We start from the raw sequence: 26,508 nt of genomic DNA on the forward strand, positions 1-26,508 counted from the left end.
GAACCTGGGTATCGCACACCGGGCAGACGACGAAGTCCTTCTCGATGGGCGCGCCGCACTGCGGGCAGGTGCCGTACTGAGCAAGCTGGCGCTCGCGCAGGGCCATGTCCAGCTCCTGCTCCTCGCGGTCGGACGCGTAAGAGTGCGGACGCAGGACCAGGTAGGCAATAAGGCCTACAAACGGGATAAGGGCGATGATGCCCCATGCCACGTAGGCGCTGGCGCCGCGGCGGCGAGCGTCGATGAACACATAGACGACCGACAGCACATACAGGGCGATGATAAAGCCAACGAAGGCATAGACGACGCCCATAAGCTGCGGCGACATGAGCTCGGAGATGTACTTGGACATTACGGGTACCTTTCGGAATATTAACAGTCTGGTCAAGTTTACCACGGGGTTTGTTTATATGGGACCACGGCTAGGGGCGGGGCTGGCGCGGACACAAACATCTCAATCTGTAACAGGCGGGAGCGGAATTCTCTTCTAACTGTTACAGATTGAGACACAGGTGTCCCTCCCCGACTTCAATCTCCTTCAGAAACATCTAGGGCCCCAAAACCCCTCTTACTGTTACAGATCAAGACGAACGGAGGGTCCGTCTGGCAAACGTCTCGATCTGTAACATCTGGAACCCAATTCTTCTGCTTACCGTTACAGAACGAGACAAACCTCTGACACACGGGGCGGCAGACGAGGTGACCGATGGTCCTGAGTCTCCCTCGCCTGCCGTTGGCGGGTGTTGCGGGGCTGTTCGCCGCATTGCCGCCGCGCTGGGGGTGTCTAAACCGTAGGATAGTCTTATTGACGGCCTGTCAACTCGTCTGGGAGGCACTGTGACAGAAACGTTTGATATCGCGATTGTCGGCGCGGGCATCACCGGATGCGCCATCGCGCGTCAGCTCGCGAGATTTGACCTGTCCATTTGCGTGATCGAGGCAGCAAACGATATCGCGCTGGGCGCGTCGAAGGCCAACGGCGGTCTGGTGCACGCCGGCTACGATCCGGCGCCGGGCACCGTAAAGGCGCAGGTCAACGCCCGCGGCTGCGAGTTGTACGGTGCGTGGGCGCAGGAGCTGGGCTTTCTGTTCTGCCGCACCGGGTCGATGGTGTTGGGCTTTAACGACGAGGATCGCGCGCAGCTGGAACAGCTGCGGCGCAACGGCCTTGCCAACGGCGTGCCCGAGCTGTCGATCGTCGGACCCGACCGCATCCACGAATTAGAGCCGCGCGCCAGTGCCGATACAACGTGCGCGTTGTGGTGCCCCTCGACAGGGTTTGTCGACCCGTTTGAGGTTGCCATCGCCGCGCTAGAGAACGCCATGACCAACGGGGTGACGTTTATACGGTCCGCGCCGGTGGAGGCGATTGAAGTCGCGGGCTCGGGCGACGACGCGCGCTTTACGCTGGCGACCCCCGCTGGCAATGTGCGCTGCCGCTACCTGATCAACGCCGCGGGCAACGGCGCCGCGGACATCTCACGCATGGCCGGCGCCGAGGAGTTCCAGATGGTCTGGCGTCAGGGCAACATCGTGGTGCTGGACAAGGAGCCACGCACGCTCATGCCGCTCTACCCCGTGCCGACGCCGGTGTCGAAAGGCGTTATCGTGACGGGCACCGTGCACGGCAACACCGTGATCACCGCCACGGCTGTCGTGCGCGAGCCGGGCGGCACGCAGACCTATGCGAGCGATGTCGACGCGCTGCTGAGCGGCGCGCGCAAGCTGGTGCCCGATCTGGACACGCGACGCGTGGTGCGCGCATTTGCCGGCGGGCGTCCGGTCATTCAGGGAACGAACGACTTCTTTATTGGACAGTCGGCCGTGGTGCCGGGGCTGTTTCAGGCGGCGGGCATTCAGTCGCCAGGCGTGGCGAGCGCGCCGGCCATTGCCGAGCGCATGGAGCACGTGATGCGCGAGGCGGGCGTTGCTTTGCGCGAACGGGCCGACTGGGACCCGATTCGCCGCGCGCCGGACGACTTCGACCGTGCGCCGCTTGCGCGCAAGGAGGAACTCATTGAGTCCGACCCTGCATGGGGGCAGATCGTCTGCCGGTGCGAGACGGTGCCCGAGGCCGAGATTATGGCCGCGATCCGACGCCGCCCGGGTGCGGTTTCGGTCGATGGCGTCAAACGCCGCTGCCGAGCGGGTATGGGCCGCTGCCAGAGCGGCTTTTGCCAGAGCCGCGTGGTGGCGATTCTGGCCCGCGAGCTGGGGTGTGACCCCAGCGAGGTGCTGTTGGAGGACACTGGCTCGTGGCTCATTGAGGGACCTTTGAAGGGGGTACGCTAGAATGGCGGAATTCAAATCGAGCACGATTGATAGCGATGCCGTTGAGGCAGTACCTACGCAAGCCTTCGACGTGGTCGTTATCGGCGGCGGACCTGCCGGCATGGCTGCCGCACTTGCCGCGCATAAGGCCGGCGCGCGCGTGGCTATCGTGGAGCGCGAGCAACACTTGGGCGGCATCCTGCGCCAGTGCATTCACCCCGGCTTTGGACTATCGCACTTTAAGCAGGAGCTCACCGGCCCCGAGTATGCGCAGCGCTTTATCGACCAGGTGCGCGCGACCGACATTGCGCTGTTCTTGGGCAGCATGGTGATTGGGATTGATTCGGGCGAGGGCGCGGATGTGCGCGCGCTGGATGCGGACAAGGCCGCGGGAGCCGCCACAGTCCATACCGTCACGCTCATGAGCCCTGCCGGCATGCTGCAGCTCACCGGACGCGCGGTCGTCCTTGCTATGGGGTGCCGAGAGCGCACGCGCAGCGAGATCAAGATTCCCGGTAGCCGTCCCGCAGGCTTGTTTACGGCCGGCTTGGCGCAGCGATACATCAATATCGAGAACCTCAAGCCCGGCTCGCGCGCCGTCATTTTGGGCTCGGGCGACATCGGGCTTATCATGGCGCGCCGCTGCACGCTCGAGGGGATTTCCGTCGGGGGCGTCTACGAGCTCATGCCGTACGCCAACGGTCTGCGCCGCAACGTCATGAACTGCCTGGACGACTTTGGAATTCCGCTGCACCTGTCCACCACCGTCACACGCGTGATCGGGCACGACCGCGTGGAGGCCGTCGAGGTGAGCCAAGTCGACGAGCGCCTGGCGCCCATTCCGGGGACCGAGCGCATTGTTCCGTGCGACACACTGCTGCTTTCGGTGGGATTGATTCCCGAGAACGAGCTTTCGGTTGCCGCAGGCGTGGAGCTTGACCCGCACACGCGCGGCGCCGTAGTGGATCAGAGTCTCCAGACAGGCGTGCCTGGCATCTTTGCCTGCGGCAACGTGCTGCACGTACACGACCTGGCCGACAACGTGACGACCGAGTCCGAGCGCGCCGGTGCGGCAGCGGCGGCGTGGGCGTTGGGCGGCGACGCTGGGGCGAGCGCTGCGAGCACGGGCTGCGAGCTCACGGTCTCCCCTGCCGGCATCGCGGGCTACGCGCTGCCGGGACGCATTACGGCCGTGGCACTCACCAAACTCAACTTCCGTGTGCGCCGGCCGGTCGACGCCGCCCGTGTGCGCATTCTCGCTGACGGCGAGGAATTGTTCGCTGGCAAGGTCCGCCCGTTTAAACCGAGCGTCATGGAAAGCTTCCCGCTTCCGGCAAAGGTGATTCAGCGCGCACTCGACCTGGATGCTAGCGAGATTGTCCTGTCCGTCGACCCCGTTGAGGAGGCGTAAGGCCATGAGCACGAATGCGACCGAGACATTGCAGTTCAACTGCACCACCTGCCCATCCGAATGCCTCCTGACCGTAGAGGTGGAGCGCGATGCCAACGGTACCATGGCAGAGGTTCGCTCCGTGACTGGCAACGGCTGCCCGCGCGGCGACAAGTTCGCACACCAGGAACTCACCTGTCCCATGCGCGTGCTCACCACCACCGTGGCCGTATCCGGCGGCGATGAGGCGCTGCTGCCCGTGCGCACGGCCGAAGCTATCCCGCTGGCACTCCACGCCCAAGCCATGGACCTCATCCGAGGCCTCGTCGTCGACGCCCCCATCCGCATGGGCGACGTCGTCCTCCCCAACCTCCTCAAAACGGGCATCGACCTCATCGCCAGCATGGAGATCGACCCCGCCTAGGTAGCTAATTTAGAACGGGGCTTTTTTAGCTACCCCGCCATCCACCCCACCCCTCCTCAATTGCGGTGAAATAGTTCCTGATTTCCGCCAAACCCCGGCATCCAGGAACTATTCCACCGCAACTATCCTTGGAATTGGTATTTAGCTTGTGCCTACTTTAGTACCATTTCAAAACTATGCCGGATTACGGGGCTGATTCGGAGACCCCCATCCATACCGGCAATTTTCGATTATTGATAAGCCCTCTACCTGCGGTTTTAATTTCGCGATTTTTCCCATGGTCAAGTAATACAGATCCAGCCCCGTAATCCGCCATACTTTTGAAACCGCCCATTTGGGACGGGCCTCTTATGACTACTTTTGCCTGCACGCTTGCCAGACTGGCCATGCCAAGGAGTGTCCCGAAGTACCGGCATAAAAGGAACGTCCCCATGTGCCGGGCTTGGGATACCATGGTGGCACCCTAGCGAAAGGACGATGTATGGCACATGTTGATGACCAGCGCGTGGCGCGCGTGCTCGATGCGCTCGAGGCTCAACACCCCGGCGCGCAGCTGCTCGTAAATGACCCGTGGTCGATTTATTACCTGACCGGTTTTTATGCCGAAATGTTCGAGCGTTTTTGCGGCGTGCTGCTCGCACGCGGTAGCGAGCCCGCAATCTTGGTCAACGCGCTGCATCAGCTGCCCGAGTATGACAATGCCCGAGTTGCCTACCACACCGATACCGACGTCGTGGCCGACGCCATCGCTCGCGAAATCGATCCGACCAAACCACTCGGCATCGACACCGTCATGCGCTCCGGCTTTTTGATGCCGCTCATGGAGCGCCATGCTGCGAGCGAGTTTTTCCTGGGTGACTTTGCCGTCACCGCCGCGCGCACCCACAAGGATGCCACCGAGCAGGAGCTCATGCGCGTGTCCTCGGCCGCTAACGACGCTGTGATGGCTGATGTCATCAAGCTCGTCCACGAGGGTGTGACGGAACGCGAGATTGCCGACCAGATGCTCGGCCTGTACCGCAATCACGGCTGCGAGGGCTTCAGCTTTCCGCCCATCGTGAGCTTTGGCGCCAACGCCGGCGACCCGCACCACGAGCCCGACGACACCGTGCTCAAGCGCGGCGACGTGGTGCTGTTCGACATTGGTGGACGCCGCTGCAACTACTGCTCGGACATGACGCGCACGTTCTTTTGGGGCGAGCCGGACGAAGAGACGGCGCGCATCTACGACATCGTGCGCCGCGCCAACGAGGCCGCCGAAGCGCTCATCGCTCCAGGCGTGCGTATGTGTGACCTGGACCATGCCGCGCGCGACGTGATTGAGGACGCAGGCTACGGCAAGTACTTTACGCATCGCCTGGGCCACTCAATCGGCCTGCAGGACCACGAGCCGGGCGACGTCTCGCTTGTCAACGAGCAGGTTGTCGAGCCAGGCATGACCTTCTCCATCGAGCCGGGCATCTACCTCCCCGGCCGCACCGGCGTCCGCATCGAGGACCTGGCCCTGGTGACCGAGACCGGCGTCGAGATTCTCAACGCCTACCCCCACGACCCAGTCCGCCTAGACTAGGCAATGCGGTAAAGGGGCAGCCCCTTTACCATATCCTGCCAACGCTGCGCCACGAAAACGGCCTATCTACTACGTTTAACCCGCATGGGTCGACCATGCGGGTCTTTTTTGAAAATCGGCAAGCCATCTACCTGCTGTTTTGATTTCGCAATGTTCCGTGTGGTCGAGGGTAGTCGGTAAAAGGTAGTAAATAAGCCTATTTCGTGGCAAGCAAGTCAACTCGGGGCACAGGGTAGTCAAAAAAGCCCCGTCCCAAATTGGCTGCTTTTGAGTTGCGGTGATATACGGACTGTTTGAGGCTTCTGGCTTGTAAAACAGTCCGTATTTCACCGCAACTGATGAGGGGATGGGTTAGCGCAGCAGGCCGGCTACTTCGCCGGCTAGGGTGATGGTGCCGGCGGCTACGAAAGGCTCGTCTGCGGCATCGAAGGCCGTGAGGGCCTCGGACACGCTGGGGTACACGCCAACAAGCTTGTCAGCGTCCACAAGTGCGGCGAGCTCTTCTGCCGGTAGAGCGCGGTCGGAATCGGTCTGGGTCACGACCACGCGCGGAAAGGCGGGAATCAGCACGTCGACGATGCCTGCCACGTCCTTGTCGGCCAGCGCAGCGCACAGCAGCGTGGGGCGATTCTCCACGCACGAATCGATCTCGTCCAGCGCGCTCACAAAGTTCTCGCAGCTCTGGGGGTTATGGCAGGCATCGATCAGCTTGAGCGGATCGGTCCCCAGCACGTCAAAACGACCCGGTGTGGGACAGCCCATAAGCGCTGCATCCAGCGCATCGTGGTCGAGCTCGCGACCCAGATACCCCTCGCAAAGCATAATCGCGCACGCGGCATTCTGCGGCTGATAGGCCGGCTTGACCATGCTCGACGTATAGATCGCACGCGGCGTGGTGCAGCTAAACTCTACCGTGTCGCCCACATGAGCCGGCACCTTAGTCGTGGCGTGGCTCACCACGAGCGGCACGACGCTGCACTCGCGGCAGCGGGCATCCATCACGCGCTGAACGCTCGCCTCGTGCGTGCCCTCGCCCAAAACAACCAAGCGCCCGGGTTTGATAACCGCAGCCTTCTCCCCCGCAATGGCCTCGAGCGTGTCGCCCAAAATACGTGTGTGATCGAGCCCGATGCCCGTAATGGCAACGGCGACGGGATCAGTCGCGCTCGTGGCGTCCCAACGCCCGCCCATGCCAACCTCGAGCACGGCAACATCCACCGCGGCCTCGGCAAACACTACAAGTGCGGCAGCCGTCAGCAGGTCAAACGGCGTGATGGAATAGGCACGCTCCCCCGCCGCCACACGGCGCGCATTCACGCGACGCCCCGCCTCGACAGCTGCCGAAACGCCACGGGCAAAGGCCTCGTCGCTCACAACGTGCCCGTCGACCTCCATGCGCTCGGGATAACGCACCAGCTGCGGCGACGTATACAGCGCGGTCTTGAGCCCCTCACCACGAAGAATGGCAGCCGAAAAACGCGTAGTCGAAGTCTTGCCATTGGTACCGGCAACCTGAATGCAATCAAAATGCTCATCCGGACGCCCCAGCTCATCGAGCATATCGATAACCGTCTCGAGCAAAGGACCAACATCCCCAGAAATCCGCCCCGTATCAGCAGCCAGCCCAACAGCCTCATCAAACGAAAGCAACTCAAACGAGAAAGGAACGACATACGACCCAGAACGCTTAGCCATAACCCAAAGTCTCCAATTACAGAAAAAGAGGCCCATCAAAAATAATGAGCCCCTCGCGTTGACAAAATCAGCCTTTACCCGCTTGCAGCAAGATCAAGGCCACAACCAAGTGGCCCTAACTAACCAGTTGCAAACAACCACGTAAACAAACTGGGAGCGGCCCGATGCTTTGCTCGCCGCAAGTTCCGCACGCAAAGGACAGCACTAAATGTGCTGTCCGTCTTGCGCAGGACTGTCCGCAGCGGAGAGCAAAGCATCGGGAAGCGTCCCCGAGTAAACCTTACGAGAAGTCAGCAACCTGAGCAGTCAGCGCCGTCAGGATCTCCTTGAGCTCAGCTGCACGGTCCCTCTTCTTCTGGACCACTGCAGGCGCGGCCTTGGCCACAAAACCCTCGTTGGCCAGCGTCTTCTCGCAACCGGCGAGCTCCTTCTGGGCCGCGGCGATCTCTTTCTCCAGGCGCGCCTTCTCAGCCGAAAGGTCGACCTTGCCCTCGAGCACCACAAAGACCTCGACGCCGCTATCGACCACGGCAATACTCGCGGCCGGCTTCTCAACGCCGGTACCCATGACCAGCGAAGCCGTGTTGGCCAGCGGCTCAATCGTCGAGCGCAGGCTCTCGAGTTTCTCGATATCCTCGGCACCGGCGCGCACGACCACGTCGAGCTCGGCCTTGGGGCTCAAGCGATAACGCGAACGCGTGGCGCGGGCGGCGGAAACGACGGCGCGGCACAGCTCAAACGCGCGCTCGGCGTCCTCGTCCACGTACTTGGCGTAGTCGGCGGGCTCGGGCCACTTGGCGATCATGAGCGCCTCGGCGCGGTCCACGTTGCCCTCGGCGTCCAGGTCGAGCACGCTCGCCGGCATGTTGTCCCAAATCTCCTCGGTGACAAACGGCATGAGCGGGTGCATCAGGCGAATGGAGGTGTCGAGCACAAAGATCAGGTTGCGCTGCGCCTGCAGACGGCCCTCGCCCTTCAGGCGGGCCTTGGTGACCTCGACATACCAGTCGCAGACCTCGTTCCAGAAGAACTGCTGCACGCCGCGGGCCATGTCGCCAAAGGTGTAGTTCTCAATACCCTCGGTGACCATCTTCACGGCCTTGGCCAGGCGGCTGAACATCCAGGCGTCGGCCGGCGTCTCAACGACGGGCTCGCCGGGCGTGTAGCCCTCCATGTTCATAAGCAGGAAGCGGCTGGCGTTCCAGATCTTGGTCACAAACGACTTGGCCTGGTCGGTACGCGGGCTGTCGATAAGCTTCTTGGTCTTCTTGTCGATGTTCGCATCGAACTTGACGTCCTGGTTGTTGGTGCACAGCGTGAGCAAGTTGAAGCGCATGGCGTCGGCGCCGTACATGCCAATAAGGTCCATGGGGTCAACACCGTTGCCCTTGGACTTGGACATGCGGCTGCCGTCCTTGGCCAGGATCGTCGGGTAGATGACGACGTCCTTAAACGGCACCTCGTCCAGGAAGTACAGCGAGCTCATGACCATGCGGGCGACCCACAGCGCGATGATGTCGCGCGCGGTGACGAGCGCCGTCGTGGGGTGATGGCCCTCGAGCAGCTCCGGCTTTTGCGGCCAGCCCTGCGTGGCGAAGGTCCACAGCTGCGAGCTGAACCAGGTGTCCAGCACGTTCTCGTCCTGGTGCACGTGATGGCCGCCGCACTTGGGGCACACGTCGGTGTCCTCGGTCAGGGCGTCCTCCCAGCCACAGTCCTCGCAGTAGAACACGGGAATGCGGTGGCCCCACCACAGCTGACGGCTGATGCACCAGTCCTTGAGGTTCTCCATCCAGGTGGTGTAGGTCTGCGTCCAGCGCGCGGGGTGGAAGGTGACTTTGCCGGAGTTGACGGCGTCGAGCGCCGGCCCCTTGAGCTTGTCAACGGCCACGAACCACTGCTCAGACAGCCACGGCTCAAGCGCGGCGTCGCAACGGTAGCAGTGCATGACGGAGTGATCGAGGTCCTCGGCGTGGTCGAGCAGGCCGTGCTCCTCGAACCACTTGATGACGGCCTCGCGGCACTCATCGCGGTTCATGCCGGTGAACTCGCCGTAGCCTTCGACGACCACCGCGTGCTCATCGAAGATATTGATTTGCGGCAGGTCGTGGGCCTGACCCATGGCATAGTCGTTGGGGTCGTGAGCCGGGGTGACCTTGACAAAGCCAGAGCCAAAGTTGGCGTCGACATGCCAATCCTCAAAGATGGGGATCTCGCGGTTGACGATGGGGAGCTTGACGGTCTTGCCCACGAAGGCGGCCTTCTCGGGGTCCTTCGGGGAGACGGCAACGCCCGTGTCGCCGAGCATGGTCTCGGGGCGCGTGGTGGCGACGACGATGTAGTCCTGGCCGTTGACCGGCTCGGTCAGCGGGTAGCGCAGGTGCCACAGGTGGCCCTTCTCGTCCTTGTACTCGGCCTCGTCGTCCGAGATGGCGGTGGTGCAGTTGGGGCACCAGTTGACGATGCGCTTGCCACGGTAGATCAGGCCGTCGTGATACCAGTCGCAGAAGACCTTACGTACGGCCTGGGCGTAGTCCTCGTCCATGGTGAAGCGCTCGTTGTCGAAGTCGACGGAGCAGCCCATGCGCTTGATCTGCTCGACAATGATGCCGCCGTACTCGTGGGTCCAATCCCAGCAAGCGTCGACAAACTTGTCGCGACCGATCCCCAGGCGGCTGATGCCCTCGCTCTTGAGCTTCTTGTCGACCTTGGTCTGCGTGGCGATACCGGCGTGGTCGGTGCCGAGCACCCAGCGCGTGGACTTGCCGCGCATGCGGGCCATACGGATGATAGCGTCCTGGATAGAGTCGTCGGTGGCATGGCCCATGTGGAGCTTGCCGGTAACGTTGGGAGGCGGAATGGTGACGGTGCAGTCGCCCACGCCCTCGCGGCGCTTGTAGTAGCCGCCGTCGAGCCACTTCTGCAGGATCGCCGGCTCGTTGGTCGACGGATCGTAGTTCTTGGGCATCTCTTCCATATATCTCTCCCTGTCCCGCCGGGGAGGAATGTAGGCCCGATTTTCGCTCGGTCAGGTCCTGGGCTCGCTCGAAGACCACATTAAGTGGTCTTCGGCTCGTGCGGAATCTACGAAAGTCGGGCCTACATTCCTCCCCTTAGGTATCGATTACTTCAGTCTGATATGACTTCGCTGAGGCTTAAACAAACACACAGAATAACACAGGTAGTTGGGGTTATTGCGTATATATAAAATAGCCTCCAACCGCGGGTGGTCGGAGGCTATTTGCAAGCATGTTTTTGGCTGGTTTAGCCGTAGATGCGTTGGGGCTGTTCTTCGCCCTTTACGGAGGCTTCGGTCACAACAACCTTGGAAACGCCCTCCTCACTGGGCAGATCGAACATTGTCTGCTGCAGCACGTCCTCGCAGATGGAGCGCAGGCCGCGGGCCCCGGTCTTGCGGGCGAGCGCCATGCGGGCGATCTCATGCAGGGCCGCATCCTCAAACTCAAGCTCAACGTCCTCGAGCTGGAACATCTTGCGGTACTGACGCACCACGGCGTTCTTGGGCTCGGTCAGAATCGACACCAGGTCGTCCTCGTCGAGCGCCTGCGTCTGGGTGACGACGGGCGTACGTCCCACAAACTCGGGGATCATGCCAAAGGCGTTGAGGTCCTGCGGGAGCACCTGACGCAGCAGGTCGTTCTCGTCGACCGAGGTGGGGCCGGCGATCTCGGAGTTAAAGCCCACGCCCTTGTTGCCCACGCGGTCGGCGATGATCTTGTCCAGGCCAACGAAGGCACCGCCGCAGATAAACAGGATGTTGGTCGTGTCGATCTGCAACAGCTCCTGCTGGGGATGCTTGCGGCCGCCGGTGGGCGGAACGCTTGCCACCGTGCCCTCAAGAATCTTCAGCAGTGCCTGCTGAACGCCCTCGCCCGACACATCGCGGGTAATGGAAAGGTTCTCGGCCTTGCGGGCAATCTTGTCGATCTCATCGACATAGATGATACCAACCTGCGCGCGCTCGATATCGCCATCGGCGGCGTTGATGAGCTTGAGCAGGATGTTCTCCACGTCCTCGCCCACGTAGCCGGCCTCGGTAAGCGCGGTGGCATCGGCGATGGCAAACGGCACCTCGAGGATGCGCGCGAGCGTCTGGGCCAACAGGGTCTTGCCGGTACCGGTGGGACCGAGCAGCAGGATGTTGGACTTGGCGAGCTCTACCTCGTCCATATCGTCGTCGAACTGCGAGCCCATGCCATCGTCAAAGGCAGACACCGCGGCGCCGCCCTCGATCACGCGGCGATAGTGGTTGTACACGGCCACCGACATGGCGCGCTTGGCGTCCTCCTGACCCATAACATAGGCCGAAAGCTCGTCATAGATCTCATGCGGCGTCGGCACGTGCGTGATGACCTGACGGTCGTCCTCAAGCTCAAAGCCCTCGGTCTCGGGGTCCACGGCGGGCTGGGATGCAGCCTGGCCGTGGTCGTTGAGGAAGCCTGGCAGCTTGCCGTTGCGGGCAGCGTCCATAAAGTCCGAAGCCAGCGACTCCTCCAGAATCTCGGAGCAGGCGGCAACGCACTCGTCGCAGATAAAGATGTTGGTCGGACCCTTTACAAGGCGGCGAACCTGCCCCTGCTCTTTTCCGCAGAAGGAGCAGCGGATGGGGTTACCGTTCTCGTCAAAGTTATCCTGCATGTTACCGGCCATCCTAGGCGTCCTTCGCGGCGAGATCGCGCGAGGTGACGATACGGTCAATCAGGCCGTAGTCGAGAGCCTCAGAAGCGGTCAGGTAGTTGTCGCGCTCGGTATCGGCCTGGACCTTCTCGATGGGCTGGCCCGAGGCGTCGGACAAGATCTGGTTGAGCTCGCGGCGAGTCTTCTTGATCTCCTCGGCAACGATCTCAATCTCGGTCTGCTGGCCCTGGGCACCGCCGCTGGGCTGGTGAATCATGACCTTGGAGTGCGGCAGGCAAAAGCGCTTGCCCTTGGCGCCGGCCGAAAGCAGCACGGCGGCCATGGACGCGGCCATACCGACGCAGATGGTGGAGACCTGCGGCTTAATGAAGTTCATGGTGTCAAGAATCGCCAGGCCGGAGTAAACCTCGCCACCGGGCGAATTGATGTAGAGCGAGATATCCTTCTCGGCATCCTGGCTCTCAAGATGCAGCAGCTGGGCAACGACCAGGTTGGCGCTGACGGAGTTGATCTCCTCGCCCAAGAAGATGATGCGGTCGTTGAGCAGGCGCGAATAGATATCGTAGCTGCGCTCGCCGCGCGGCGTCTGCTCGATAACGTATGGCACGAGGGCGGAATCGAACTTGGCGATCATACGCATCTCCATTTCTCTCTTGCGGACCAAATTGGTTCTAGATAGACGTACGGTGCCCGCATGCTATGCATTGGCTGGCACCGTACGAAGCAACCGGATAACCGGTGTATAACTTTACCCCATCACGGGCGCACGCATGCGCTCGCGGGCAAGGTGGCGAGAATTACTCGGCGTCCTTGGCGGTCTCGTCGACCTCGGTCACCTTGGCGTTCTCGACCAGGTGGTCGACGGCCTTGGAGCGACGGATAGACTCGCGGACGGCAGGCATGCGGCCATCGGCGATGAACTCGGCCTTGGAAGCCTCGACGTCCTTGACGCCGGCCTTCTCGAACTCGGCGTTGATGTCGTCCTCGGTGACCTCGATCTTGAGCTCACGGGCGAGGGCGTCGAGCGCCAGGGACTCACGGGCAACGTCGTTGGCCTGCTTGTGCAGGTCGCCGATGAACTGCTCCATGGTCAGGCCAGAAGCGGGCAGCCAGGTGTCGAGCGTCATGCCGCGGGCAGCGAGGTTGGACAGGAAGTTCTGACCGAGCTCCTCAAAGACGGACTGCTCGTAGTCGGCGTCCATCTCCTCGAGCTGCAGACGCTCGGCGAGAGCGGAGACGCAACGGTTCTCCTTCTCGGCCGGGAGGCGGGAAGCCTTGTCCTGCTCGATCTCGATCTTGATGGCGTCGCGCATGGCCTCGATGCTGTCGAAGCCAAAGTCGGACTTGACGAGCTCGTCGGTGAGCTCGGGGGTGTTGCGGACCTTGATGCCCTTGACGGTGACCTCGACGGTGTGGGTCTCGGCCTCCTCGCCCTCCTCGACCTCGTCGGTCCAGGTGACAGTCTTGACGTCGTCAACGTTAGCGCCGATCAGGGCCTCGTTGAACTCCTTGGGGTTGCTGTCGCTACCGGCGATGAGCATGCGGCCCTCGGCGGCGAAGTTGTCGGCGTTCTCGACGGCCTTGAGGTCGACGGTAACGTAGTCCTCAGCCTCGACGGCGCGACCCTCGACGTCCTCGAAGGTGGCACGGTAGTTGAGGAGCATCTCGACCTGGTTGTTGATTTCGGACTCGGTGACCTCCGCGGGAGGCATCTCGATCTCGACGGCGTCGAAGGAGGAGAGCTCAGCGGCAGGACGCAGGGAGAACTCGACGGTGTAGGTGTAGTCCTCGTGATCCTTGGCGAGGTCGAGCTCCTTGTAGTCGCCGCTCTTGGTGGGGACGATGTCCAGCTCGTTGAGGACGGCGGGCTCGTTGGCGGCGATCAGGTCGTTGGTGGCCTGAGCGAGGGTAGCCTCGGCGCCAAGAGCAGAGTCGATGACCGGACGGGGAGCCTTGCCGGCACGGAAGCCCGGGAAGCGGTACTTCTTGGCGGTGTCCTTGTAAGCCTTCTTGATCGCGGCGTCGACGTCGGCGGCCGGGATGGTGACCGTAGCGGTGAGCTTGGCGTCCTTGACGTCAGAAGCGGTGATGTTCAACACGTTCCTCCTCATACTGCCCAGCTTATCTGAGGTGCTGGTACCTTTATGCAACAAAGTGTCGCGACGGCCAGGGCCGACGCAAGTGCGATGGTGCGGGCGAAAGGACTCGAACCTTCACGGGAATCCCACCAGAACCTAAATCTGGCGCGTCTACCAATTCCGCCACGCCCGCATGAGCGCACAGACTAGGAATGATAGCAGATACGAACGGCAAGCGCACGCACACCTTTTACAAGCTCACGACCTCACCACGAGTGCAAAAGGCGGGGCGAGTTGCCCCGCCCCGCCAATTACGACTTGTACGACTTGTTCGCTGACCCGCTACTCCCCCAGCAGGGCCTTCTCGGGCGTGATCGGCAGCGAACGGACCTGGTGGCCGGTGGCGTGTGCCACGGCCGAGGCCACGGCGGCGAGCGGCGTGTTGATGACGACCTCGCCGATCGACTTGGCGCCAAACGGGCCCGTCGGCTCGTAGCTCGGCTCAAAGGCCACGCGAATGCTGCCGATATCCAGACGCGTGGGCAGCTTGTAGCTCATAAAGTTGCCGGTGCGCAGACGACCTCGGTCATCGTGCTCAACTATTTCGTAGAGCGCGTGGCCGATACCCTGGGCAATGCCGCCCTCGGCCTGGACGCGCGCGAGCGCCTCGTTGATCACGGTGCCGCAGTCCACAGCTGCCGCATAGTCCACCACAGTCACCTTGCCGGTGGCCTTGTCGACCTCGACCTCGGCAATACCGGCCATAAACGGCGGAGGCGAAACGGGCAGGCAGGCGGAGGCATGCGAGGTGAGCGCGTCGCCGCCCGCGATGTTCTTGACACACAGGTTGGCAAAGTCGCGCAGCGTGAGGTAGCGGTTCTGCTCACGCGCGGCGCGCTCGTCGGAAAGACGCACGTACTGGCCATCGAAAACCACGTCGGCGGCGTCCACACCCCACATCCGGGCTGCCTTGGCGCAGATCTTCTCACGCAGCTCGGTCGCGGCGTTCTTGGCGGCAAGTCCCGTCACGTACGTACCCGAGCTCGCGTACGAGCCGGCATCAAACGGCGACACATCGGTGTCCACGCCGCGTACCACAATGAGCGAGCTCTCCACACCCAGCTCCTCGGCGGCAATCTGCGCCAGGATCGTGTCGACGCCCATGCCGTTATCGGTAGCGCCGGTGCCGATGGTAATAAAGCCGTCCTCTTCCAGGCGCATGTCGATGCCGGCGATATCCACGTTGGAAATACCCGAGCCCTGCATGGTGAGCGCGCAGCCAAGGGCGCGCACGCGGTCGCCCAGGTCCACGGCCAGCGGCTTGTCGCGCCAGCCGATCATGTCCATCGCGCGCAGCAGGCAGCGGTCGAGTGCGCAGGCGTTGAGCTTCTCGTTGTAGTACTGCGGCATGATCTCGCCCTCGCGCACAATGTTCTTAAGGCGCAGGTCGGCGGGGTCCATGTGCAGCATGTCGGCGAGCTCGTTGACGGCGCTCTCCACGGCAAACTGGCCCTGGGTGGCACCGTAGCCGCGATACGCGCCGCCGCGGTTGGTGTTGGTGTAGACGGCGTCCCAGCTAAAGCGGCTCGCCTTCACATGGTTGTAGATGGGCAGGCTCTTGTGGCCCGAAAGGCCGATCGTCGTGGTAGCGTGCTCGCCGTACGCGCCGGCGTTGGACAGCGTGTGCAGATCGATGGCCGTGATGGTGCCGTCGTTCATGGCGCCCAGCTTAACGGTCATCTGCATCTGGTGGCGCGAGTTGCCCGCGGTGATGGTCTCCTCGCGGGTGTAGCAGCAGTAGCTCGGACGGCCGGTCTGCTGGGTAACGAATGCCACGAAGATCTCGCAGCAGCCCGTCTGCTTGGAGCCAAAGCCGCCGCCGATGCGCGGCTTAATGACCTGCACCTGCGACTGCGGAATGTCGAGCGACTGCGCGACCATGCGGCGCACGTGGAAGGGCACCTGCGTAGAGGTGGTCACCGAAATACGCCCGAACGCGTCGGTCGTCGCGAAGGCGCGAAAGGTCTCCATGGGTGCGGTCTGCGTGGCCTGGCTGGTGTAAGTGCGGGTAAAGACAATGTCGCTCTGGGCGAAGGCCTCGTCCAGGTTGCCAAAATCGCTGGTACCGCTGCACACCAGGTTGCGAGCAACGTCGCCGCCCTGCGGGAACATAAAGGTCACGTCGCCCTCGGGGTGGACCACGATGTCGTTATCGAGCGCCTTGGTAAAGTCGAGCAGCGGCTCGAGCACCTCATAGTCAACCTTGATGAGCTTGAGCGCCTTGTCGGCAGCCTCCTCGGTCTCGGCGGCGACGATCGCCACCTCCTCGTTTTGGTAACGGACGAGGTTCTCGAGAATTAGGCGGTCGTAGGGACTCGGCTGCGGATAGCTCTGGCCAGCGATGGTAAAGCGGCGCTGGGGCACGTCCTCATAGGTGTAGACGCCCACGACGCCGGGCACCTTCAGGGCGCGCGACGTATCGATGGAGCGGATCTTGGCGCGGGCATACGGGCTGCGCTTGAGTTTGACAATGAGCGCACCGGCGGGCACCATATCGCCGGTGTAGACGGGACGACCCTCGAGCAGGGCCTTCGAGTCCTTCTTGGGCTGCTTCTTGGTGATCTGCTTGTACGCGACACCGTCGGAGCTCGTCTCGTTGACGGGCAGCTCGGGCATCTCAAAGCCAACCTGCACGCCAGACTCATTGAGGAAGCGCACGATGGCGCGCAGCTGGCTCTCGTAACCGCTGCAACGGCAGAGGTTGCCGGCGAGCTGGCGCGAGAGTTCCTCGCGCGTGGCGACGAGGCTCGGGTCCTCCTTGGCGGCGCGGGCAAGCGCCAGCACGTTCATGATGAGGCCGGGGGCGCAAAAACCGCACTGCTCGGCGCCTTCGGCAGCCATCGCACGGGCGAGCGCCTCGGACTCGGCCTTGAGGCCCTCGAGCGTGGTGATGGTATGGCCCTCGACGCGAGCGGCGGGAACCGAGCAGCTCAGCACCGGGTCGCCGTCGAGCCACACCGTGCACAGGCCGCAGTTGGTAGTCTCGCAGGCGCAGCGCACCGACGCGCAGCCCTGCTCGCGCAGCAGCGCAAAGAGCATGGTATCGGGGGCAATCTGAACCTTGACCTTGCGGCCGTTGAGCGTAAAGGAAAGATCGATGAGTTTGGCAGCCATTAGCGCACCTCGCTAGAATCGACGCCGGGCACGCGGCGGCAGGAATACTCGTCCGTGGCAAACTTAGGAATCTGCACGCCCTCGAGCTCGTGCGCAAGCGCGGCCGAAAGCTCGATGCCGGCGGCGCGGCGCACGGCCTGGACGGCAAGCGGGGCCGAGATGCGGCGGCGGTAGTCGGCCGAGCCCCACAGGTTGGTGCCGTAGCTCAGCGCGCGCACAGATGCGACCAGGGCGCGAAGCTCGTCCTCGGAAGGCTGCTCGGCAGTAAGGCCGCATGCCTCGCCCTGCAGCAGGGTCGCACGCAGCGGGCGGGCGCCCACAGTGACATGCCAGCTGTTGTTCCACCAGGCGGCGGTGACGTTTAAGGAGGGGAAGTCGGTCGCGGCCTTGCGCACGGCCTCATAGCTTGCGCGGTAATCGTGCTTAACGACCACGACATGCTCAATAACGTCGCGCACGTAGCCCATGTCAACGAACTCCGCGAGCGGCACGCGGCCGGCGCCCGTCAGCTCAACATAGGAATCGAGCGCAAGGAAGGCGGAGAGAACGTCCGAGAAGCCAAAGCGGCCGTAGATGCTGCCGCCCACCGTGGCGGTGTTGCGCAGCTGCACGCCTACGATATCGTGGACGGCGAACTCAAAGACATGGTTGACAAGCGCGTTGAGCTCGGCATGACGCTCGAGCTGGCGCAGGGTACACATGGCACCGACGCGAAACTCGGTCTCGGTCTCCTCAATCTGATCGAGTCCGCAGGCCGAAAGGTCAATCGCCGTCGCCACGCGACGCGAACCCAGGCGCATCCAGATGCCGCCGCCCACAATCTTGTTGTTGCGGTTCTTCTGTAAGAGCTCATAGGCTTCGGCCGCGTTTCCAACACGGACGTAGGTACCGAACTTGAGCACGTTCTCCCCCATCTCTTCACTTGTCCAGTACCTTTAAGTGTACCAAACGAGGGGGCACAGCTCGTGTCGGGACAAAATGATCCGATTTCCGCCGTCGCATGCGGATCAAAAAAGGCTCCCAGCCAAGATGACTGGGAGCCTTCTGCGATGCTATATCGAGCGAAGATTTAGCAGACGCCCTGGGCGAGCATGGCGTCGGCGACCTTCAGGAAGCCGGCGATATTGGCACCCATGACGAAGTTGCCCTCCTCGCCGTACTCCTTGGCGGTGTCGTCCACGTTGTGGAACATGCCGCGCATGAGCTGCTCGAGCTTGCCGTCGACCTCCTCGAAGGTCCAAGACAGGTGCTCGGCGTTCTGGCTCATCTCCAGGCCGGACACGAGCACGCCGCCGGCGTTGGCAGCCTTACCGGGCATAAAGGCGACGCCGTTCTTCTGGAAGTAAGTCGTGGCCTCGATGGTCGTGGGCATGTTCGCGCCCTCGCCGACCACCTTGCAGCCATTGGCGACGAGCGCCTGGGCGTCCTCGAGCAGCAGCGTGTTCTCGCGAGCGCAGGGCAGCGCGATGTCGCAGGGCAGCTGCCACACGCCGCGGCCGTCGCCCTCGTGCCACACGGCGTTGGGCTTCTCGTCAACGTACATGGCGAGCGTAACGCCCTTGTCGTGGCCGGAGCGCTTCTTGTTGTAGACATGCTCGAGCACGGTGTAGTCGATGCCGTCGGGATCCTCGACCCAGCCATGGGTGTCGGAGCAGGCGAGCACCTTGCCGCCGAGCTGGGCGACCTTCTGGACCGCGTAGATAGCGACGTTACCGGAGCCGTGAACGACGACGTTCTTGCCCTCGAAGGAGTCGCCGCGGCTCTTGAGGTACTCGTCCACAAAGTAGACCAGACCGTAACCGGTGGCCTCGGTACGGGCGAGCGAGCCGCCAAAGGAAAGGCCCTTGCCGGTAAGGACGCCGGTCCACTCGTTGGTCAGGCGCTTGTACTGACCGAACAGGTAGGCAACCTCGCGGCCGCCAACGCCCAGGTCGCCGGCGGGAACGTCGGTGTTGGGGCCAATGTGGCGATAGAGCTCGGTCATGAAGGACTGGCAGAAGTGCATGATCTCGTTGTTGGACTTGCCCTTGGGGTCAAAGTCGGAACCGCCCTTGCCGCCGCCCATGGGAAGGGTGGTCAGGCTGTTCTTGAGGATCTGCTCCAGGCCCAGAAACTTGAGCATGCCCAGGGTGACCGTCGGGTTAAAGCGCAGGCCGCCCTTGTAGGGTCCGATGGCAGAGTTGAACTCGACACGGTAGCCGCGGTTGACCTGGACCTTGCCCTGGTCGTCGACCCAGGGAACACGGAACATAACGATGCGCTCGGGCTCGACGAGGCGCTCAAGCAGGGCGGCCTCCTCGTACTCGGGATGGGCGTCGAGCGCCGGCTGGATGGTGCCGAGGATCTCGGTCGCGGCCTGGATGAACTCAGGCTGCTCGGGATAGCGGGCCTTGAGCTCGTCGAGAACTTTCTGCGTGTAGCTCATGCTTCCTCCAATTGGTGGAAAAGAAAGGTGTCGTTCGCGGCGCCCCATGCGCCGCGAGCTTTATCGAGTATGGATAATATCGCACTGTTGCAGCAAAGTTTCGCATAAGCCGACGAGCAGATGTTTCGTTTTGGTTACGATGCAGGTAGAAGCGTTTTTGAGCACCTGACATGCAAAACCCGTGTTTCAAACCTGTTTCGTCCACGTGTTCCAAGCCACCACATTGGGGACAGGCACCTTTGTGGTGATGTTGGTGGTTAGAGGACGAGCTGATGGTAGTCGGCGGGGGTTATGCGGCCTTCGGTGGCAGCGCGGAAGGCGGCGAGCGCATCGCCCGAGAACGGCATGGCCCAGCACAGGCCGCAACCTGCGGTAATGGAGCCGGGCAGCGGCATGATGCGCCCGGGCACGGCGGCGGCAATACACAGCTGTTCGCATTCCATCACATCGAAGGTACTGTCGAACGAAACGATGATTTTGCGTTCGCGATCGAGGGCATCACCGGTCGGGCCTTCACGGTGTGCCTCACGATACGCCGCGGCGGCCGCTTCCTCTTCCGCGGTATGTCCACAACCACCGCAACCGCAGGTACAGGGTTCGGACCCGTCGCAAGTGCAAGGTTCTCCCGTGTCGGGACAAATATCGTGAGACATCGCAACTCCAATCCTCTAGGCGAGTAACTCGGCCGCCGCAAACTCCTCGGGCGTATTGACGTTCTCGAAGCAGAGCGTCGAGCCCGCGGCCTTAACGATCTGCGGTTCATCCATATAACCGGCCTGAACGCGATTGATCAGGCAGCGAATGCGCTGTCGGTCGCAGGAGAGCAGCTCTTGGGCAACCGGCGCACACGCGTCACGGCGCCAGACGGCACAAAGCGGCTCAATCCCCCGCTCCTCGCGCGGCACGCACACGTCGAGTGCCTCGGCCTCAACACGATTGGCAAGCGCGCCAATGAGTTCCGGCGAGACAAACGGCATATCGCAGGCGACGATAGCCGCGAGAGGAAGCCGAGCCGCAGTCAGCGAACTCGCGATGCCGCGCATGGCGCCCGCCGGCCCCTCAAGGTCCGACACTATTCGCGGCACCAGGCCGCCAAACGCGCGCTCCTCAAGGTAGGCAAGCTCGCTGGGACGCGAAGTCGTCACGACCAACTCGCCGGCAACTGTCGCCAGCCGACCCAGCACGCGCTCGATGAGCGGTTCGCCGCAAAACGTCATGCGCGCCTTATCGCGGCCCATGCGTGAGGACAGCCCGCCCGCTTGGACGACACAAGAAAGATCAGCCCGTCTTACGGTAGTCATACGGCAAACCACCCCCATCGGCATGCTCAAAACCCGGCATGCGAAGCCAAATACCGTCGCCGATAAAGCGAGCGGCACGGCAAACCCATGCAAAAACAAAACAGCGCCTTTGCGGCACGCAGCAAGACCGCGAGCACAAAAGCGCTGGTAGCGTATGGCGGGAACGTATGTGAATCGAACACATCCAAGACGTTTTGCACGCCTCGCAACGGTTTTGAGGACCGCGGAGCCCACCGGAGCCCATCCGTTCCCAAGTGCGGCGGTATTTTACCAAACCGAGCAGCCAATCTAGCGCAGGGAGCGCAGGCCGCCGGCTTCCTTGTCGAGCACCGTAAAGCGCACGGCATCCAGGTGCTCCAAGATGCTGATGGCGCGCTTGCGCGACACGCCCAAGGACTCGCGCAGCACGCTCGTGGTGGCAGCGCCGCCGGCTGCCTCAATGGCGGCGGCGACGAGTTCGCGCGCATGGGCCTCGGCCGCAGCGGACAGGGCAACGTCGCGCTCGACCTTCACGATCGAGCGGTTGAGCGAAAGCTCGCGCAGGGCACGCGTCATGGTGTCGCGATCGAGCTGCAACTGCTCGCCTACCTCGGGCAGCGTCGGTGCATCGAGGCCGGCTTCGTCCAGCAAGGCAACGATACGTTCGCAGGCCTCGCGCACCACACGCGCCGCGGCGGCAGCGGAGTGCGGGTCGAACACCTCGGCGCCCTCGGCGGCGCACACGCCGCGCGAGCAGCCCTCGGAAATCAGGGTTGCGGCAACCGTACCGTCAGCGGTAGGCCAAGCAGCATGGGCAACGGCGCCGGGCGTAAAGCCCGTCTCCTTGGGGGCAGCCGCGTGCATGGCGGACAGGGTCGCCGCCAGCGTACCCATCGCGGCATCGAGCGCGGAAGCATCTGCATACAGCGAGCCATCCGAGCCAGCAAGCGCGCAAACAGCGCCCCTCGCCACCAACTCGCGCAACGCTGCCTCAGCCTCACCAGCAACAAGATCGAGCGCCTCGGCAACATCAACCGCCGTAACCGGCAGCGTCTGCAGCGCCAGCCAAGCGCCCACGCTGCCCGCGGTATCGCCGGACTCAAGCGCCGCAAACAGTGCGCGCTCACCGGCAGAAAGCTCGCGCGAGCGACGGCAGCGCGAAAGCAGCACGCGCCCGCCGCCGATGAGCATAACGGGCGAATACGACAGCACCACGGCATGGTCTCCGGCACACAGCGGCAGCGGCTCCTCCAGGCGCACCTGCACGGTACGGGTCTCGCCCACCGCCATGGGGGCCTCGCCCTCCAAAAGCATGATGCGGCCGACGACCTCGGCCGTGCCGGCCATCACATGCACACGCGCGCCCGACTCGAGCACGCACGGCTTGGTGCCCTCGCGGCCCAGGTAGGTGAACGTCATCATAAAGCGCAACGTCTGGCCAAAGCGGTCCGCCACGCCCAGCATCTCGCCACGGTCAAGCGCCGCGACACCGTCACCAACTAGGTTGAGCGCCACACGCTGACCAGGCAGCGCGCGCGGCGTATCGCCATGCACCTGAATCCCGCGCACGCGACAGACCGCACGCGACGGCAAAGCCATCAGCTCGTCGCCCACCGCAACCGGCGCATCGTGCAGCGTTCCCGTTACGACAGTGCCGACGCCCTTAATCGTAAAGCAGCGGTCAATCGGCAGGCGCGGCGCGGCATCGGTGCGCTCGGCACGGTCGCGGCAGGCATCCCAGCAGGCACTTACCTGCTCGTCGAGCACCGCAAGCAGCCCGTCGATCCCCTCGCCCGTCTTAGACGACACGGGCACAATCGGCGCGCCCGCAAACACGGTACCCGACAAAAAGTCATCGACATCGAGCTCGGCAAGCTCGGTCATCTCGGCGTCGGCCAGGTCACACATCGTCAGCGCCACCACCATATGCGTGACGCCCAGCATCTCCAGCACGTGCACGTGCTCGCGGGCCTGCGGCATCACGCCCTCGACGGCCGAAACCACCAGCACGGCGACGTCGATGCCCGTGGCGCCCTGCACCATGGCGCGCAGGTAATGCGCGTGGCCCGGCACGTCGACCAGGCCGACGATCTTGCCACTCGGCAGCGCCAGCTCACCAAAGCCAAGCTCCACCGTCATGCCGCGACGACGCTCGACCTCAAGGCGATCGGGATTCTTGCCGGTCAGTGCCTCGATCAGCGCCGACTTACCGTGGTCGACGTGGCCCGCCGTGCCAACGATAACGGGACACTCCACCAGCGCTTGAACCTCACTCATCGAGCAATCGCCTTCTCAACGCACGCGACGAGCGTCGTTGCCGCCGTCTCGATATCGCGGTCGCCAACGAGCGTGCGCACATCAAACAGAATGCGGTCGTGCGAGGTGCGCGTGACGACCGGCGTGTCAAAGTCCTGGACAAGCGAGCGCTTGAGCGCGTCGACCGTCAGGCGTTCGTCAACAAGACGCACGGCAACGCACATCGTGGGCAGCTCCACGGTAGGCAGCGAGCCGCCACCGGGGGTCGACGATTCCTCGACAATCTCCAACTCAACGGCACACGGGCAACCAGCCTTATCGAGCCCGGCGACCATACGATCACGCAGCTTACGGGCACGTCGCTCCAAATGAGCCTGCGGCAGCGTAAGCATGCTGAGCACCGGAATATCGCGATAGGCAACATCGGCGCCATCCATGTAGATACGCAGCGTGGCCTCGAGCGCCGACAGAGCCAGTTTGCCCGGGCGCAGGGCACGCATAAGCGGATGTGACCCGCAGGCCTGGACCAGATCGCGACGGCCCATGATAATGCCTGCCTGCGCGGCACCGAGCAGCTTATCGCCCGAGCACGACACCAGATCGAGCCCTGCCGCGACCGAAGCCGGCGTGGTTTCTTCGCCTCCGCGCACCAAGATGTCGTCGGGCAACAGCGCGCCCGACCCCTGGTCCTCGTAGAACAGCAGGCCATGCTTGTGAGCAAGCGCCGCAAGCTCCCGAGAACCCACCTCCTCGTGGAAACCCTCGATGCGATAGTTGGAAGGATGGACCTTGAGGATCATGGCCGTATCGGGTGTGATGGCTTGCTCATAATCTGCCAGGTGCGTGCGGTTGGTGGCACCGACCTCGACGAGTTTGGCGCCCGAAGCTGCCATGACATCGGGGATGCGGAAGCTGCCGCCGATCTCGACAAGCTCGCCGCGGCTGACGATGACCTCCTTGCCTGCGGCATGGGTTGCGAGCACCAACAGCACGGCGGCCGCGTTATTGTTAACGACCAGCGCGTCCTCGGCACCGGTAAGCGAGCGGATGAGCTGCGCGGCATGCTCCTTGCGCGACCCGCGCGAGCAGGTGTCCACGCTGTACTCGAGCGTGCTGTAGCCGCGAGCGACCTCGGCCACGGCCTTGGCGGCCGACTCCGCGAGCGGGGCTCGACCCAGATTGGTATGGATAACCACACCCGTGGCGTTGACGGCGGGGCGCAGGCTCGGCAGCGCGGAGCGATGCGCACGCCACTCGATGGCCGAGGCCAGCTCGCGCTTAGAGCGCGGAGCGGCACCGGCACGAATCGCGGCGCGCTCCTCGTCGAGCTCAGCCGTCACGGCAGCATGGACCACCGCGTCGCAGGTCTCCCCCGCCGCCTTCACAACCGGCCACTCTGCGAGCAGCTCGTTGACGGAAGGAATGGCGCGCAGGCGGGCGCGCACCTCATCGGACATGTTCTGGCTATCGCTCATGTGCGGCCTTTCAAAAAATACGTGGATCAGTCAAATACATCAGCTGAATCAATTACTCGTCATTATCCCCGCGCGGCTCAATCTTTTCCACGCGAACGGCGTTTTCCTGGGTGAGCGCGGCGCCCGTAATGGGATCCCAGCGCAGCGGTGTGTGGTCGAGCGGGCCGACGCCAAGTGCCTGGGCGCCATCCGCGCCAGCGCCAAACGAACGCCCGCCGGGAGCCGCCGACGTAAAGATGCACGCCGGATGCAGATAGGGCGTGGTCTCCACGCGTACGCGGTCGCGGCCCATATCGCTCACGAGTTCGACGACCTCGCCGTCGACGATGCCCATGTGCGCAGCAGCATCGGCATTCATCTGCACGGCATCCAGGTCCGATCCAGCCTCGGCGGCACCGGCCGCCGCAAGCCTTCGCGAGGTATGCGACTCAAAGGGACGGTTGCCGCTAATGAGGCGAAACATCCCCGGGCCGGGCTCCACCATGGGAGCGATCCAGTTGGGCACACGACCCATGCCGGCTCGTTCCCATACGTCGCTTGCCAGCGCAATTTTGCCGCCATCCAAGGGAATCGCCGGCTCGCCCGTACGCGACGGCAACGCAACACCCGTGTCGGCCCAGCCGCGCTCCTTGAGCTCGTCCAGATTGATCCCAAAAGGCGCCACCTGGGCAGCCGCCAGATCGTCAGACGTAAACTGGAAGTACTCGCCCACGCCACACGCCTGCGCCAGACCGGCAAAAATCTCCCGACCGGGACGCGTGTCGTCATGCTGCACGGGCAGCACGGCGTTGCGGTAGAACACGCGCGCATCGTTGGCGCCCATCACTGTGCCCACACCGCGGTCGGCCTCCAGATACGTCACGTCGGGTAGCACGAAGTCGGAAGCGCGCGCCGTCTCGGACCAGCGAATATCAATCGTCACGAGCAAGTCGAGCCACTGCAAAATACCCAACCAAGCCTGCGCATTGCCATAGCCCGCGCCGGGATTGCTGGCGTAAACGATCAGCCCACGCAAATCGCCGGCCAGAATAGACTGACCGATAGTCGTGCACAGACCGCGCTCGGGGTCGACGAGCGGATAGCGCTCGGACCCCAACTTGGGCTCACGCGGCATCGACGGCGTCGCGAAACGCGCAGGGTCCAAATCGCCCAACGCAAGCGGCGTGGGCGGGTTGAGGGCACCGCCCGCGTGTCCGATGCAGCCCAGCAGCACATCGACCAGACAAATCGCGCGCGCGGTCTGGGTGCTATTGGCATACGCGATGCCAATGCCGCCATGAAAACCGGCGTCCACCACGGCAGCAGGCGCGGCGGCAGCTAGATCGCGCGCCGTGGCGACGATCTCTGCGGCCGGCACATCGCACATCGACTCGGCCCACTCGGGCGTCCAAACAGCAGCAGTCTGCGCCAGCTCGTCAAAACCCGTGGTATAGCGGGCAACGAACTCGTGGTCGTACAGGCCCTCGGCAATGAGCACATGCGCAATGCCCAGCAGCAAGGCCAGGTCGCAGCCCGGGCGTACGCGCAGCCAGCGGTCGGCAAGCGCAGCCGAGCCGCTGCGCCGGGGGTCGACCACGATGATCTTCGCCCCGCGCCGGCGCGCATCGTTGAGTGCATCAACGGCCCCCATCGTCGACGAATCGACAATGGAACGCCCCAGATACATAATGCAATCGGTATGCGCCAGGTCGGAGGCGGGGCTATAGCCCAAGCTATGCTCCCAACCAGTGAGACGGCTTACCTCGCAGGCGCCATCGGCACCGTACACGTTGGGCGAACCCAGCGCATGCATAAGACGATAGCCCCAGTAG

Annotated in this window: 18 protein-coding genes and 2 tRNA genes; 4 read left to right on the plus strand and 16 right to left on the minus strand. The window is 63.3% G+C overall.

Translation table 11 applies throughout. From position 1 onward, the window contains the following. A partial coding sequence (locus AB5164_RS01995) for a hypothetical protein (protein WP_368147757.1) occupies positions 1-352 on the minus strand: 352 nt, incomplete at its 3' end. 485 nt (positions 353-837) lie between these two features. On the opposite strand from AB5164_RS01995, the gene AB5164_RS02000 reads away from it, so the two are divergent. The 4 genes from AB5164_RS02000 to AB5164_RS02015 all read left to right on the plus strand — a co-directional run bounded on the left by AB5164_RS02000 (position 838) and on the right by AB5164_RS02015 (position 5,655). Further along, positions 838-2,292, plus strand: coding sequence for an NAD(P)/FAD-dependent oxidoreductase (locus AB5164_RS02000; RefSeq protein ID WP_368142351.1), 1,455 nt, complete (start codon positions 838-840; stop codon positions 2,290-2,292). Position 2,293: 1 nt separating this feature from the next. Then, positions 2,294-3,682: an NAD(P)/FAD-dependent oxidoreductase gene (locus AB5164_RS02005; protein ID WP_368142352.1), complete on the plus strand. Its 1,389-nt coding sequence runs from the start codon at positions 2,294-2,296 to the stop codon at positions 3,680-3,682. A gap of 4 nt (positions 3,683-3,686) precedes the next feature. Next, positions 3,687-4,085, plus strand: a complete 399-nt coding sequence (locus AB5164_RS02010; RefSeq protein ID WP_368142353.1) for a DUF1667 domain-containing protein — start codon at positions 3,687-3,689, stop codon at positions 4,083-4,085. A gap of 481 nt (positions 4,086-4,566) precedes the next feature. After that, positions 4,567-5,655, plus strand: coding sequence for a M24 family metallopeptidase (locus tag AB5164_RS02015; protein WP_368142354.1), 1,089 nt, complete (start codon positions 4,567-4,569; stop codon positions 5,653-5,655). Between the two features lie 351 nt (positions 5,656-6,006). Here the strand turns inward: AB5164_RS02015 and AB5164_RS02020 are convergent, their stop codons facing one another. The 15 genes from AB5164_RS02020 to AB5164_RS02090 all read right to left on the minus strand — a co-directional run. Next, on the minus strand, positions 6,007-7,350 hold the full coding sequence (locus AB5164_RS02020; protein ID WP_368142355.1) for a bifunctional folylpolyglutamate synthase/dihydrofolate synthase: 1,344 nt from the start codon (positions 7,348-7,350) through the stop codon (positions 6,007-6,009). A 280-nt stretch (positions 7,351-7,630) separates the two neighbouring features. Further along, positions 7,631-10,327, minus strand: a complete 2,697-nt coding sequence (locus tag AB5164_RS02025) for a valine--tRNA ligase (protein WP_368142356.1) — start codon at positions 10,325-10,327, stop codon at positions 7,631-7,633. Positions 10,328-10,614: 287 nt separating this feature from the next. Beyond that, a complete protein-coding gene (gene clpX, locus AB5164_RS02030; RefSeq protein ID WP_196025382.1) occupies positions 10,615-12,021 on the minus strand; it encodes an ATP-dependent Clp protease ATP-binding subunit ClpX in 1,407 nt (468 codons plus the stop codon). A 1-nt stretch (position 12,022) separates the two neighbouring features. Beyond that, a complete protein-coding gene (locus AB5164_RS02035; RefSeq protein WP_055309566.1) occupies positions 12,023-12,643 on the minus strand; it encodes an ATP-dependent Clp protease proteolytic subunit in 621 nt (206 codons plus the stop codon). A 163-nt stretch (positions 12,644-12,806) separates the two neighbouring features. Beyond that, a complete protein-coding gene (tig, locus tag AB5164_RS02040; protein ID WP_233543356.1) occupies positions 12,807-14,108 on the minus strand; it encodes a trigger factor in 1,302 nt (433 codons plus the stop codon). Between the two features lie 88 nt (positions 14,109-14,196). Next, positions 14,197-14,280, minus strand: a tRNA-Leu gene (locus AB5164_RS02045). Positions 14,281-14,429: 149 nt separating this feature from the next. After that, positions 14,430-17,261 carry a molybdopterin-dependent oxidoreductase gene (locus AB5164_RS02050; protein ID WP_368147759.1) on the minus strand — a complete coding sequence of 944 codons (2,832 nt, stop codon included), beginning with the start codon at positions 17,259-17,261 and terminating at the stop codon, positions 14,430-14,432. Further along, a complete protein-coding gene (locus AB5164_RS02055; RefSeq protein WP_368147761.1) occupies positions 17,261-18,175 on the minus strand; it encodes an FAD binding domain-containing protein in 915 nt (304 codons plus the stop codon). Before AB5164_RS02055 ends, AB5164_RS02050 begins: the two co-directional genes overlap by 1 nt. A gap of 155 nt (positions 18,176-18,330) precedes the next feature. Further along, positions 18,331-19,686, minus strand: a complete 1,356-nt coding sequence (gene gdhA / locus AB5164_RS02060; RefSeq protein WP_368143042.1) for an NADP-specific glutamate dehydrogenase — start codon at positions 19,684-19,686, stop codon at positions 18,331-18,333. Positions 19,687-19,943: 257 nt separating this feature from the next. After that, positions 19,944-20,339 (minus strand): putative Se/S carrier protein, encoded by a 396-nt coding sequence (locus AB5164_RS02065; protein ID WP_368143044.1) that lies wholly within the window; start codon positions 20,337-20,339, stop codon positions 19,944-19,946. A 15-nt stretch (positions 20,340-20,354) separates the two neighbouring features. Beyond that, positions 20,355-20,987, minus strand: a complete 633-nt coding sequence (mobA, locus tag AB5164_RS02070) for a molybdenum cofactor guanylyltransferase (RefSeq protein WP_368143046.1) — start codon at positions 20,985-20,987, stop codon at positions 20,355-20,357. A 155-nt stretch (positions 20,988-21,142) separates the two neighbouring features. Then, a tRNA-Sec gene (locus AB5164_RS02075) sits at positions 21,143-21,239 on the minus strand. 36 nt (positions 21,240-21,275) lie between these two features. Next, on the minus strand, positions 21,276-23,243 hold the full coding sequence (selB, locus tag AB5164_RS02080; protein WP_368143048.1) for a selenocysteine-specific translation elongation factor: 1,968 nt from the start codon (positions 23,241-23,243) through the stop codon (positions 21,276-21,278). Next, a complete protein-coding gene (gene selA, locus AB5164_RS02085) occupies positions 23,240-24,697 on the minus strand; it encodes an L-seryl-tRNA(Sec) selenium transferase (protein WP_368143050.1) in 1,458 nt (485 codons plus the stop codon). Before selA ends, selB begins: the two co-directional genes overlap by 4 nt. A 52-nt stretch (positions 24,698-24,749) precedes the next feature. Beyond that, positions 24,750-26,508: molybdopterin-containing oxidoreductase family protein (locus AB5164_RS02090; protein ID WP_368147762.1), on the minus strand; the 1,759-nt coding region annotated here is incomplete at its 5' end.

Origin of the sequence: Collinsella aerofaciens (assembly GCF_040915425.1) — a bacterium.
Taxonomy (GTDB): Bacteria; Actinomycetota; Coriobacteriia; order Coriobacteriales; family Coriobacteriaceae; genus Collinsella; species Collinsella aerofaciens_BW.

Coding starts and splice junctions, on each gene's coding strand:
- AB5164_RS02005 (WP_368142352.1), top strand. CDS start 2,294: ATGGCGGAATTCAAATCGAGCACGATTGATAGCGATGCCGTTGAGGCA.
- AB5164_RS02010 (WP_368142353.1), top strand. CDS start 3,687: ATGAGCACGAATGCGACCGAGACATTGCAGTTCAACTGCACCACCTGC.
- AB5164_RS02015 (WP_368142354.1), top strand. CDS start 4,567: ATGGCACATGTTGATGACCAGCGCGTGGCGCGCGTGCTCGATGCGCTC.
- AB5164_RS02020 (WP_368142355.1), bottom strand. CDS start 7,350: ATGGCTAAGCGTTCTGGGTCGTATGTCGTTCCTTTCTCGTTTGAGTTG.
- AB5164_RS02025 (WP_368142356.1), bottom strand. CDS start 10,327: ATGGAAGAGATGCCCAAGAACTACGATCCGTCGACCAACGAGCCGGCG.
- clpX (WP_196025382.1), bottom strand. CDS start 12,021: ATGGCCGGTAACATGCAGGATAACTTTGACGAGAACGGTAACCCCATC.
- AB5164_RS02035 (WP_055309566.1), bottom strand. CDS start 12,643: ATGATCGCCAAGTTCGATTCCGCCCTCGTGCCATACGTTATCGAGCAG.
- AB5164_RS02050 (WP_368147759.1), bottom strand. CDS start 17,261: ATGGCTGCCAAACTCATCGATCTTTCCTTTACGCTCAACGGCCGCAAG.
- AB5164_RS02055 (WP_368147761.1), bottom strand. CDS start 18,175: ATGGGGGAGAACGTGCTCAAGTTCGGTACCTACGTCCGTGTTGGAAAC.
- gdhA (WP_368143042.1), bottom strand. CDS start 19,686: ATGAGCTACACGCAGAAAGTTCTCGACGAGCTCAAGGCCCGCTATCCC.
- AB5164_RS02065 (WP_368143044.1), bottom strand. CDS start 20,339: ATGTCTCACGATATTTGTCCCGACACGGGAGAACCTTGCACTTGCGAC.
- mobA (WP_368143046.1), bottom strand. CDS start 20,987: ATGACTACCGTAAGACGGGCTGATCTTTCTTGTGTCGTCCAAGCGGGC.
- selB (WP_368143048.1), bottom strand. CDS start 23,243: ATGAGTGAGGTTCAAGCGCTGGTGGAGTGTCCCGTTATCGTTGGCACG.
- selA (WP_368143050.1), bottom strand. CDS start 24,697: ATGAGCGATAGCCAGAACATGTCCGATGAGGTGCGCGCCCGCCTGCGC.